This is a genomic window from Neolewinella marina, from assembly GCF_002631205.1.
Classification (GTDB): Bacteria; Bacteroidota; Bacteroidia; order Chitinophagales; family Saprospiraceae; genus Neolewinella; species Neolewinella marina.
Window position 1 is genome coordinate 120,206 of sequence record NZ_PDLO01000008.1, and the last position, 12,273, is coordinate 132,478.

A 12,273-nucleotide genomic window follows, 5' to 3' on the forward strand; every position below is an offset into this window, starting at 1 on the left:
CACCAATTCAGTACTTCACTCCCCAACAGGCATCCCCTTTCCCCCAATAATATCCCCCTCCCCGAAGCGGAAGCGCAAGTAGGTGATCGTCTTGCCGAGGTCCTTGTGCATGCGTTCGTAGTAGGTCTCGGTGGACAACTCCGGCAGGGGCAGCGGCTTGCTGTAAATGTCGTTATCGTGGTATTCCAGCTGGACGGCGGGCTGCTCGGCCAGGGTTTCCAGCGACCAGTCGTAGAGCTCGCGGCTGTCGGTCTTGAGGTGGACCACCCCGCCGGGGCGCAGGATGCGGCGGTACTGCTTGAGGAACTGGGCGGCGGTGAGTCGGCGGTTCTCCTTGCCCTTTTTCAGAAAGGGGTCGGGGAAGGTGATCCAGATCTCCTCCACCTCCCCGGCTTCGAAAAAGTGACTGATCACCTCGATGCGGGTGCGGAGGAAGGCGGCATTGTCAAGCCCTTCGGCCAGAGCGGTCTTCGCGCCTTTCCAGATGCGGGCGCCCTTGATGTCGACGCCGATGAAGTTGCGGTCGGGGTACTGCCGCGCCAGGTCCAGGGTGTACTCTCCCCGCCCGCAGGCCAGTTCCAGGGTGATCGGGTGGTCGTTGCCGAAGTGGCCGGTAGCCCAGCGGCCCCGCAGGTCGGTAAGGGTACCGTTGACGCCCGTCAGCTCCGGTTTCGTGGGTTCGAAGCTCTCGTAAACGTTGGGCATCTGGAGGACTTCGGCAAACTTCTGCAGCTTATTGCGGCCGGCCATGAACAGCTGGGTTTGGTGGGGCGCAAAGATAGCCCTACGGGGCGGATGCGCGTACTTCGCTCCCTTCTTCAAGTCTTCTGGATCGCCATGCTCCCGCCGCCCCAGAGATCGGGCCTAGTCACTTCAGGTGTGTTGCACATTTCGCAAACCGAAGAAAAATCGCTTGACAATCCGAAAAATAATCGACAAATTTGTCTCACTGGAATTGCCCCATATTATTACACGCTTTTTAAGTTTTAACGCTTTGAACCCAGAAACTAACCATCAGGAGTACCGCCGTCGATTCATGCAAACCCACCGCGACTCCCACGAAAAGACCATGCTTTCACCGGAATACCGCCGCAAGCGGTACGCCCTCTTCCTGCTGCGCACCTTCTGCCTGGCGGCCGTCTACTTCCTGCTCTGGGAGGTGACGTGGGTGCGCTGGACGCTGGTACTCACCCTGCCCGTCGTCGGCTTCTACTTCTTCTCCCTGGTGGGGTGGCGGTACTTCCTCGAGCGCAAAATGCAGCGGATGCGGGACCAGGTTTCCTGATCCCGATTCGGGTACCGGATTCGGTCTTTAGTCAGATCACCGGTCGAGTTGCGGCCAGATGGAGGTGAGGGTATACCCTTTTCCCTCTAGCAGCCGCACGCCGTCGCCTTCCGTGAACAGCCGGATCTGGTTGAAATCTTCCGTCGGAAAGAATATTTCGGTGAGGGCCGTTGCTCCACCGTCGGCGAAGAGTTCCGCACTTGCGCGGTCGATGAGCAGGTGCAGGCTCACTTCCGCCCCGTCCATCACCCGGGGTGCCAACTCCAGGTCGCCGACGAAGTCTTCCGAGAAGGTAGCCGGCCCGGCCGAGTTGCGGTCGCTGAAGTAGTGCCCGGAGGCGGCGTTGTAGCCGATGCGGTAGACTTCCCCCTTGCCGTTGGCGAGTTCCACGCCAAAGCGGGCCTTGCTGTCGGGCGACAGGGCGTAGCGCAGCTCCAGTTCCTTGGGCGCGTTCGCGGGTACCGAAAAGCGGTCGGATAGCCCCCGGTTTGCGCTCTCCTCCCCCTCCGGAATGGTGAATTCATCGGTGCGCAGCTGTTCGAGCTCCCGGACCGGCTGGGAGAACACCCGGTAGCCCGCCGGCGTCTGGTGGAGGGTCAGCTGGCGGGGAACGGTGAGGGCGCTGCGCCAGCGCTCGGTGGGTACCACGTTGGCGTAGGCCCAGTTGCTCATCCAGCCGATGAACAGCCGGCGGCCGTCCTCTTCGGGAATGCCGGACCAGGTCACGCCGGCGTAGTTGTCACGGCCATAATCGAGCCACACTCCCTGCTCATCGGTCACGTCTTCGGCGAAGGAGGGGTCGACGGTGAAGGTCGTCCCGTCGAACTCCCCCACGAAGTACTGGGTACCGGAGCCACCGTTGGGCGCCCCGGGGTTGATGCTGACGATGAGTACGTACTTACTCTCGCCGTTGGCGCCCGTCACGGGCAGGGGGAAGAGGTCGGGGCACTCCCACACCCCCGCGTGGCTCCCCTGGTCCGTGCCAAAGTCACTCAGGTGCTCCCAGTCGATGAGGTTGTCGGAACCGTAGAACGAGATCCGGTCCTTGGCCGCCAGGGCCATGACCCACTGCCCGGCGGCCGTGTTCCAGCTCACCTTGGGGTCGCGGAAGTCGCGGATACCAGTGTTGTTGGGCAGCACGGGGTTGCCCTCGTACTTCGTCCAGTTTCGCCCCCGGTCGTTGCTGTAGGCGATGCCCTGATACTGGTAGTCGTCGCGGCCGGCGCGCTCCCCCTCCGGATCGTGGTAGGTATAGATGGCCACCAGGGGCGCCTCCCCGTTCTGGCCCAGTCCGCTGGTATTGTCGTTGTCCACTACGGCGCTACCGGAGAAAATGTAGCCCAGGGAGTCGGGGTAGAGCGCCACGGGCAGGTGTTCCCAGTGTACGAGGTCGGTACTCACGGCGTGCCCCCAGTGCATGGGGCCCCACACGGTGCTGTCCGGATAATACTGGTAAAACAGGTGGTACTCCCCATCGTGGTACACCATGCCGTTCGGGTCGTTCATCCAGTTGGCGGGCGGCGAAAAGTGAATCTGGGGGCGGTGGGGCTCCTGGTAGGTGGCTTCGCTTACTTCGGAGGAGCCGGCGTCAACCACCTCCTCCGGGGCGGTGGGACCGCAAGCCAGCAGGGTAATAAGGGCGAAACAGCTGGCGAAACGTAACAGTGGCAATTCCATAGCGGGCGGGTTGACATGAGTAGCGGGGGGCAGGAGCCATCCGCCATTGTTGTCCCCCAAGGTAATTGATCAGCGGGAATCCATTCGGATAGCATCCCCGGACCACCGGAGCGCAGGCGATTGGCTTCCAGCGTACAACGCGGGAACAAGCTCCCTTAAAAGACGGGTAGCAATTGGGTATCGGCTACATGATACGGGAAGCCGTCAACGCGATATCCGCCGTCGCCCAGGCTTTTTCCAGCTGCTCCGCCGCGCCCCTGGCCTTCGCGGTCTCACCCATGCCCTCGTAGGCGGTCTGCAATCCGCGGAGCGCCCAGCCGTTCCTGGGGAAGGTCAAGAGGTCCTCCTCGTACACCCGCGCCGCATCGGCAAATCGCCCGGCTTCCAGCAGCACCGCGCCGAGGTGGTGGCGGACCGAGAAGAACCAGTCGGGGGGTTCCATGTAGTGCAGCGCGTCCTCGACGGCAACGGCCTTTTCCAGCAATTCGATGCTGCTGTCGTAGTCCCCTTCGCTGGCGGCCAGTTCTCCGGCCAGCACCCCTTCGGCGATGGAAGCCACCGCGCGGGCCGTATTGACCCCGATGACTAAGGAATCAATCGACGCACCAGCGGCCAGTTTACGCAGGGCGGCCAGCTCCACCGCGGCGGCGGCCGGGTCATCCTTGCCCAGGTAGGCCATACCGCGGGCGTAGTGGCGGATGATCTTGGGGTAGGTTAGGTCGCGGCGCACGTCAATCGAATTCAGTATCTCATCCCAGAGGCCGAACTTGACCCGTACGTAATCCGGGATGGTGTAGTAGTGCTGGAGCATACCCAGTTCGGGCACCGTCATCAGGTCGTTGTCGGCGTGGCGGGCGGTACGGAGCGCCGCGTCCATGGCCCAGTCGGGCTTGCCCTCCAGGGTGGCGGTAGCGGCCAGGAAGTGGTAATTGTGGGGGTGATAAATGAGGGGATAGGCCCCCTGGGCGCGGCAGGCCGTGATGTAGCTGCTGTCGACCCGTACGGCCGCGCGGTTGGCCAGCGACCCGGCGTGATAATCGCCGGTTCGGATATAGATGTGGGAGGGCATGTGCATCAGGTGCCCGGCCCCCGGCACCAGACCCGCGTCGAGGGTGCGGGCACTCGCCAGGCCCTTGTCGGGCGTCCGGCTGCCCTCAATGGCGTGGATGTAAAAGTGGTTGGCGCCGGGGTGGTCGGGGGCGATGGCCAGCACCTGGTCCAGGGTTTCCAGGATCTCGGGGGTCCACGTCCGGGGTTCGCCCGCTTTATCCCACAGGTCCCAGGGGTGCAGGTCCATCAGCGCTTCCGCGAAGAGGGCGAGTACGTCGGCGTCGTCCGGAAAGCGAGTGGCCACTTTGCGCATGGCCTCTGCGTAGGCCTGGTCGAGTGCACTACGGGCTTCGGGCGCGTCGCGGTGGTAGCGGGTGGCGAGGGCATTGATGAGAGCCTTTTCTTTTTCCGTGCCGCGCATCCGGGCCAGGTTTTTTGCGCGCTGAACGGCCTCGTAGGCGCGCGGGTAGTTATCCTTCTCCATACCAGCGTTGTAGTTCGGGCCCAGCACGTAGGCGTAGCCCCAGTACGGCATGGGGCTGTCGGGGTCCAGCCGGGTAGCGTGGTAGAAGGAGCGGGCGGCTTCGGCGTGGTTGAAACCGTAGGCCAGCACCAGGCCCTGGTCGAAGTAGCGCTGGACCAGCTTCCGTCGGGTCGTGATGGGAAAGTGATGCTGCCCCATGCTGTCGAAGAGGGGTGCTTTCTGCTTGGTCTCGTACCAAGCGCGGTCGTTGGTGGCCGGCAGGCACGCGGCGGTTGCTGCTTGCGCCCCGGTATGGGCGAGAGGACTTTGGGGGCGGTCGCCGCAGGTGCAAAGGCAGACCAACAGCAGGGCAAGGCCGATGGGACGCAGGATTAGAGTAACCATGACGAACGGATTAAGAGGTGGAGGACGGGAATGGACGTGGGGGGGGGGGGCGGGCTGTTCCCGGTAGCGTACGGCACCCGCGCGCCGCCGCCCATTTACCGCCTAATGTTCGGGGAGGGCGCCGGGATCCGTACTGGATATTACGCCTTAGCGGCCACATTATCAAGGGTTTCCCCGGAAGAAGTAACTGCCCGGCAGCCATTATCTTACGGGAGCGGAGGCGGAATGCCTTTTTCTCCTAAACCCACTTACCTATGTCCACCCACATTTACAAACAATACGTTTTTGACATCCTGGAAGACCTGCAGGCCTACCGGCAACAGCAGGGCGACCGGTTCCGCTACTCCGACATCTTCGACGGCGAGGGCCACCAGTACGTCAACCTGGTGCAGGAGGGCGGGGGCGTACTCGGCATTGCCCTGGTGGGCTTCACCTACGTGCTGGAAGAAATGGGGTTGCGCTTCCTGAGTCTGGGCGGTACGAGCGCGGGTTCCATCAATACCCTGCTGATGGCCGACGCCGGCACGCCCGGGGAGAAAAAGAGCGCCAAGATTCTGGAGCGGATTGCGGGCAAGCCCTTCACCGACTTCGTGGACGGGGGCCGCGACGCCCAGCGGCTGACCGCCCTGATCCAGTCGGGGGTGCAGTTCAGCGAGGGCCTGGACGTGATGGGCAAGCTCCCAGCCCTGCTGGAGGCCGCCGGGAACCTGTCGGAAATCTTCCAGGACTTCGGCATCAATCCGGGCGACCACTTCGAGCGGTGGCTCGCCGAGCAGCTCCACCATCCCAGCTGGGCTTCCCTGAACGAGAACCTTTGCAACCTGCCCGATAGCCTGGTCCACGTCTCCGACTACGGCAACCACCGCCGGCCGGTCGACGCGGAGGAACTGCAGCCCAAGATCGCCATCGTGGCCGCCGACATCACCACCCAAACCAAGGTAGAATTCCCCCGCATGGCCGAGCTGTACTACGAGCAGCCCGCGGAGCAGCACCCGGCCAGTTTCGTGCGGGCCTCGATGGCCATCCCCTTTTTCTTCACCCCCAAGCGGGTATCCCTCGCCTGGGCGCAGGGGCGGGAGGAGGAGGTGAGGCGCAAGTGGCGGCAGGTGGCCGGCTACCCGGGCGAGTTGCCCGAGGAAATCCTCTTCGTCGACGGGGGCGTGATGTCGAACTTCCCCATCGACCTCTTCCACCACAGCGACCGGATCCCCCAGCGGCCCACCATCGGGGTCAAGCTGGGCGTAGACCGCCGGCACGCCCGCACCATCGGGAGCCTGGGGGGCTTCCTGGGCAATATGCAGGAGGGCGTGAGGAACCTGCGCGACCTGGAGTTCATCCGCAACAACCCCGAGTACAAGGCCCTGGTGGAGTACATCGACGTGGAAGGCTTCAACTGGATCAACTTCGAAATATCGGAGGCCGAAAAACTGAAGTTGTTCCGTCGGGGGGCCGAGGCCGCAAGCCGCTTCCTGCGCCGCTTCAACTGGCTGGAGTACAAATCGGACCTCAAGACCAACCTGCTGCAGCGGATCAAGCCCGTCCTCTGGGAACTGAGCAACGTCAAGGATCTGGACCGGACGCTGGAGGCCTTTGGCATCCGCGACAATGCGGAAATCAAGGACAAGATCTCCGCCCTCGCCCAGCGACCGGAGAAATACAAGATCCTCTGGATCGACGACAGCCTTACCTATCCCCTGCCGATGGCGATCCTGGACCGGCTGCACACCTACTGCTATACGGTGAGGACCAGCGATGAGGCCCACCAGCTGCTGGTCAACAACAACAAGTCCAGCAGCAAACCCGAAGACCGCATCGACCTCATCATCAGCGACGTCACCCGCGAAGAGCAGGGCGACAACGATGGCAAACGGGGTATCGACTTCGCGGCCATGCTGGCCTTCGACCCCGTGCTGCGCCACGTACCGGTACTGTTCTACGCCCACCGGCGCGAGGAACTCGAAAAGCGCTACGGGCGGGAGCTGCCGCCGAACGTAGTCAATACGCCGGACCGCTACACCATCCTGCACGGCGATTTCATCGCCGAAGTGGTCGACGCCCTGTCCGCCCGGGCCAGCAGCGTCGCCGAGTAATTACTGCCGGACGATCCGCCGGTACACCGCCCCGTCGACCCGCAGCAGGTACACCCCGGCGGGCAGGCCGGCGGTGGGCACGGTGGCCGCTCCCGCAAGCCGTGATACCCATTCCTGGTGGAGGCGGCGGCCGTTCAGGTCGTAGAGTTCGATGCCCACCTCGCGGGCGCTGTTGGTGGCGGCCCAACGCAGGTGCAAGGCCCCGCGTGTCGGATTGGGGAACACCTCGAGCTGACTGGCCAGCGACCGGAGGTTATTGGTTGGGTTGACGGCATCCGCCGTCAGCCGGATTTCGTGGTAGGTTACCGGCAGGTAGCCACCGCTGGCCGTGGTCACCACGAAGCCGAAATCGTCGGTCATCACCGTGCTGTCCTGGTTCTCGTACACCAGCCGCTGGTCGTTGATGTCGGCCTGGGTGAAGGTGTCGCCCAGCGCCAGCTGGGTACCGGCCAGCTCCAGCCAGCCCCGGGCGGGCAGGCGGGTGAGCTGGTATACCGTAGCGGCAGACGCATCGTTGGCGCTCACAATCTCCAGTTCGGCGCGCAGTACGGCGTTACGGCCCAGGGGCTGTACTTCCGTCGGGGCGTTGACCAGGGTTTCGGGGGTTGAAGCCTCCGCGTCGGCGCAGAATTCCACCGCCCAGCCGACGATCTTTCCCGAGGCCCCGCTGGTTTCGCTAACCGCGACGGTGAGTATCCATTCCCCGTAGGTGTCCTCACCGTCAAAGGCGGACAGGGCCTCCAGGGGCTGGAACACCTGCTTGTCGTCGGGGGGACAGGCCACCGCCTCGGGGGCGTCGTCGTCGAAGCCCAGGTTAATAGAGTTCGTACTGAAGCACTTCTCGGCGTAGAGGGTGACCGTGGTGCCGGTGGGGCTCGTCAGTTTTATGGTCACTTTGGAGGCGAACTGGTAGTTGATGCGGACGTTGGGCAGGTTCAGGTCGTTGATACTGCCGCGGCGATCCACGAACAGTTTCGACTGCCGGGTGAAGGCAGGTCCGGAACCGGGCAGTGCTACCGGCGTATCGGTTCCACTGTAGGTATCGCATTGGCTGCTGACGGTGTGGAAGGACACCGTTTCCGTCCAGGGGCCGGGGCCGCAGGCGTTCACGGGCCGTACCCGCCAGAAATAGACCCGGTTGGGGGAGAAGAACTCCTCAGGGGCGAAGGAAGTCTCCGTCAGTCCGGTAGCCGCGGCGAATATCGACCCGGAGGTGAAGGCTGGCGAGGTGGCCACTTGTACGTCGTAGGAGTTGGCGTTGACCGAGGCCGACCAGTCGAAGGAGGTGGTCAGCCCGATCCCCTCGGTACCTTCGGCGGGCAGGTTGGTAGTGAGGTCGCTGAAGTCGTTGGCTACGACGTCGAGCACGATCTCGCGGCGGCTGGCTTCCTGTCCGGGTGCCGTGACGCGCACGGGCACGGTCATTCGTCCGCTGCTGGTCACCCCGTCCAGCTCGACCGTCAATTGGGTGGACTGCCCGGGCAGCAGTTGCGTCCGCTCCAGGGTGGCCACTACCCCGGCGGGCAGTTCTTCCTCCACGACCTCGAGGGTTACCGGCGCGGCGAAGTCCAGCACGCTGCCCACCGTAAAGGTGGTCGTGAGGGTTTCGGGCAGGCAGACGTCGGCGTAGGGCAGGTCGTAGTCCAGGGTATAAGTGGCTTCGGTGGCCGGCTCGATGGTGAAGTCTTGGCCGTTCATATTGAAGAATACGTTGTCGGTGGCCGCCACGATGATGCGCATGGCGGAACCCAGGGTATCGGGCACCGTCACGAAGGCGCTGCCGGTATTGGCGGTGCCGGCCAGGAGGACCTGGTTGAAGGTGAGTCCGCCGTCGCCGCTCAGCAGGATATCTACGCGTTTGGCGTTGACGGGTGCGCGGTCGGTACCGGCCACGTTCCAGGTTACTTCACGGTACTCCCCTACCCGCCAGGCGGATTCTTCGGCGGCGAGCGCGGGTTCATTGACGGTGAAGGGGCCGGCCGCGGCCACCTCGAAGTTCACCTGGGCCCAGTCGACCCCGCCGGCCCCCGGGTGGTTGTCGCGGGCCGTCAGGCGAAAGGTCAGCGAACGCTCGTAGTCGGGCAGCACCTCATCGCCGGTACTGATCTGATTGGCCACCCGGTCGATGCGGGGGAAGTAGCGGGTGTGGCCGTCGGCCGCGGGGGCCACGGAGCGGAACAGGGGGGCCGAGCCCCGGGGTTCGTAGATGTCGACCGCCGGCCCCAGGTCGTACTCCTCCCAGTTATAGGTAAGCTGCTCCGCCGGATCGTTGGCGTCGGTGGCCGTCCCGGTGAGGCGGAAGGGGGTGCTCTGGGGGATGTAGAATCCGTTCTCGTAGTCGAGGCTTACCTCCGGGGTGACATTCTCCGTTTCGATGATGGTGGCGCAGCCGGCCGCCCCGCCCTCGCGGGTGTAGTACAGAAACTGCTCCAGGCTACCCACGTGGTAGTAGGGTTCCGCCGCTCCGACATTCTGGTTGCCGCAGGCCCCGGCGTAGGACATGATGGTGGTACCCGACCCCGGCTCGAAGGCGGTGTTGCCCGCCCGCTGGGCCTGGCTGGAGGGACAGTTGTTCCAGCTGTGGGAAACGGTGAACTGGTGAGCAATCTCGTGGACCATGACCCGCTCGGCGGTGCGGGCCACGTTCTTGCCCTGCAGGCAGGTGACACCGCGGGTCTTGCTGCCGCTGCAGGCCAGTCCGCTCACAACTCCCCCTACGTCGACGCAACGGGTGGTGAAGATGTGGCCGAGGTCGTAGGCCGTCGACGGGACGCTGTTTTCCTGGAAGGCGTTGATCACCTGGTCGAGCAGGCCGGTTCCCTCGTCGGTATCGATGAAGGGGTCGGTTTCGGGATCGAGGTAGATCAGCTGCTCCGACAGCGCCAGCAGATTGATGCGGACGGCCACTTCCCGCTCGAAGATGACATTAATTGTGCTCACGGCGGTATTGAAAGCCGCCAGTACGTCGGCCCTGGTGCCCCCTACCTCGCGGGCGAATTCGCCGGTGTTGGTCAAGGCAAGGTCGTACTGCCGCAGCTCCCGCGCCGCGCCGCCGCGCTTCTGCCCCCCACTGATTTCGGCCTTAACGGAGGCCGGAAGGGGCACGTTGTGGGGATCGCCGGGATTGAAGCCGCAGGATAGCGGCAGGTCTGAGGAGTCACCGGCGTACTCCCCGCTGTAGAAGACGAGGTACTCCTCCCCTTCCTCCTCGGCCTGGATGGCGTACATCCCGTCCGGGCCGGGCAGCAGGGCGTCAACCCCCTGGTGGGAAATGGCCACGCGGCCCACCCCCCAGGGCCCCTCCACGCGGTAGCTCCCGATCTCGGGGTAGCGGGCGGCCAGTTCGGGGGCGAAGACGGGGCTGTTTACGGCCGTAAAGGAAGCGAAGCTGCCGTCGGGCAGGGGCAGTTCCAGCTTATGCCGCTTGGCGCTGAGCGCTTGCCGGAAAGCGGGCAGGTCCAGGGAGGCCGTGGCGTAGCGGCCGGCCAGCTCCGGGCTTGACTTGGCGGTCGAGGTAAACTGAAAGCCGGACTGGGCAAAAAGTGGACCGGCACACAGTGCCAGGGAAAGAAGTAGACCTCGGAGCATAGCGGGGGTTTGGAATCAATAAGAGCTTGTTTGGGCTTTACCATTCGACCTGCAAATGGCCCCTTTTCAACTGCCCTTCGTTGCTGAAAATGGCTTCGTAGCTGGGCTACGATCCACTTTCAGCGCCTCGGCCATCCGAAAAGTGACTCATTTTCGGTCTGAAGAGCAAAACCCAAACAAGCTCTAAGATAACAGAAGCCCCCGCCGGAAATTGTCGCCTGACTAGTACCGGGCCGGTTTTTCCCCGGGCAGGGACGCGCGGATAAAGGTGCGCACATCCTCGTTGGCGGCCTCCAGGTCGGGGCGCCGCAGGTACATCATGTGGCCGCTCTCGTAGCCCTTGAAGCTCAGCCGGTCGCGCATCCGACCGCTGGGGTCGAGGTGCCAGAGGGTGTACTTGGCGTCGTAGTAGTTGGTGGCCCCGTCGAAGTAGCCCGACTGGATCATGACGTTCAGGTAGGGGTTCATCGCCATGGCCTGCTGCAGGTTGTAGCCCGTGCGGTCGCCGGAGCGGTCCCAGGGGTGGACGGGGCCGAACATGTGATACTGCAGGTCGGTGCGGAAGCCGAGTTCCTCCCGCAGGTAATAGTTGATGGCCGGGGTGAAGGAGTGGAGCCAGCTGGTCAGTTCGCTGTTGTAATCGGGCCGCTCCCCGGCGGCGCGGGCGTCCACGCCGCGGTAGCGGCTGTCGAGGCGGCCTACGGTATAGTTACCGGCCTCCTCCCCGCGCAGGAGGTTTTTCCAGAAGTAGGCGGCCGAGGGCATCAGGTTGTTGTCCAGCCACTCCTGGGCGTCCAGTCCGGAGTAGCGGGCGGCGGCGGCGGCCACCTCCCGGCGGCGGGCGTCGCTCAGGTCCATACCGCTGGCCAGGGCGGGCAGCAGTTCGTTGCGGGTGTAGGCCTCCACTTCGGCCAGCAGGGGCTCCAGCTCCATTGATTGCAGTTCGGTGGGCAATTGCTTGTGGTACCAGGCGGCGGCGGCGAAGTAGGGCAGCTGGTTGGCGGCTTCCACGATGCCCGCCCGCTCGATGCCGATCTCGGTGGGCGATACCAGGATCACCCCGTTCAGGTACATCCAGCGGTTGTCCTGCAGCTCCAGGGCCAGCCCCGATACCCGGGTGGTGCCGTAGCTCTCCCCGATCAGGAACTTCGGCGACCGCCAGCGGTCGTGGCGGCTTACCCAGTTGCTGATCCAGTCGGCGAGGTACTTGATGTCCTGGTTCACGCCGAAGAACTGCTCGCGGTCGGCCCCCTCCACCATGCGGCTGAAGCCGGTATTGACCGGGTTGACGTACACGATGTCCGTCAGGTCGAGCACCGAATAAGGGTTGTCGCTGATGCCGTAGGGCTGCACGGGGTAGCCCTCCTCGTCGATGTTGAGCACCTTGGGGCCGGTGTAGGCCAGGTGCATCCATACCGAAGCGGAGCCGGGGCCGCCGTTGAAGCTGATGAGCAGGGGGCGGTTCGGGTCGGTCTGGTCGGTCCGGCGGTAGTAGGTGTAGTGGAGTCCGGCCGTCACCTTCCCGTTGTCGTCGTACACCGGCTGCACGCCGGTTTCTACCTCGTAGGGTACGGCCTTCCCCTTGATGCGCACCGTGTTTTCGGAGACGATGGCGGTATCCAGGGGGAGTTGGCGGTGCTGCTTCTGGGCAAAAAGCGAAAGGGAGCACAACAGAGCGAACAAAAGGAGGGGGGGACGTGACATATAGGAAATGG

General features: G+C 64.0%; 7 protein-coding genes. 2 read left to right on the top strand and 5 right to left on the bottom strand.

The features are described from left to right. Window positions 1-15: 15 nt before the first annotated feature. Complete coding sequence (gene trmB / locus CGL56_RS15665; RefSeq protein ID WP_099107524.1) at window positions 16-750, bottom strand: tRNA (guanosine(46)-N7)-methyltransferase TrmB; 735 nt, start codon at window positions 748-750, stop codon at window positions 16-18. Between the two features lie 286 nt (window positions 751-1,036). On the opposite strand from trmB, the gene CGL56_RS15670 reads away from it, so the two are divergent. Beyond that, entirely contained in the window at window positions 1,037-1,285 is a 249-nt protein-coding gene (locus tag CGL56_RS15670; protein ID WP_099107525.1) for a hypothetical protein, read from the top strand. 36 nt (window positions 1,286-1,321) lie between these two features. Here the strand turns inward: CGL56_RS15670 and CGL56_RS15675 are convergent, their stop codons facing one another. Further along, a complete protein-coding gene (locus CGL56_RS15675; RefSeq protein ID WP_099107526.1) occupies window positions 1,322-2,962 on the bottom strand; it encodes a glycoside hydrolase family 32 protein in 1,641 nt (546 codons plus the stop codon). 184 nt (window positions 2,963-3,146) lie between these two features. Beyond that, on the bottom strand, window positions 3,147-4,880 hold the full coding sequence (locus tag CGL56_RS15680) for a tetratricopeptide repeat protein (protein WP_099107527.1): 1,734 nt from the start codon (window positions 4,878-4,880) through the stop codon (window positions 3,147-3,149). 254 nt (window positions 4,881-5,134) lie between these two features. Between CGL56_RS15680 and CGL56_RS15685 the strand changes: the two genes are divergently transcribed. Next, the gene (locus CGL56_RS15685) at window positions 5,135-6,970 is read left to right on the top strand and encodes a patatin-like phospholipase family protein (protein WP_099107528.1); all 1,836 of its coding nucleotides are present in this window, start codon (window positions 5,135-5,137) and stop codon (window positions 6,968-6,970) included. On the opposite strand, the gene CGL56_RS15690 is transcribed toward CGL56_RS15685, so the two are convergent. Together CGL56_RS15690 and CGL56_RS15695 are read right to left on the bottom strand one after the other, a co-directional pair. Continuing rightward, window positions 6,971-10,558, bottom strand: coding sequence for a reprolysin-like metallopeptidase (locus CGL56_RS15690; protein ID WP_099107529.1), 3,588 nt, complete (start codon window positions 10,556-10,558; stop codon window positions 6,971-6,973). 222 nt (window positions 10,559-10,780) lie between these two features. Further along, complete coding sequence (locus CGL56_RS15695; protein WP_099107530.1) at window positions 10,781-12,262, bottom strand: S10 family peptidase; 1,482 nt, start codon at window positions 12,260-12,262, stop codon at window positions 10,781-10,783. Window positions 12,263-12,273: the final 11 nt, after the last annotated feature.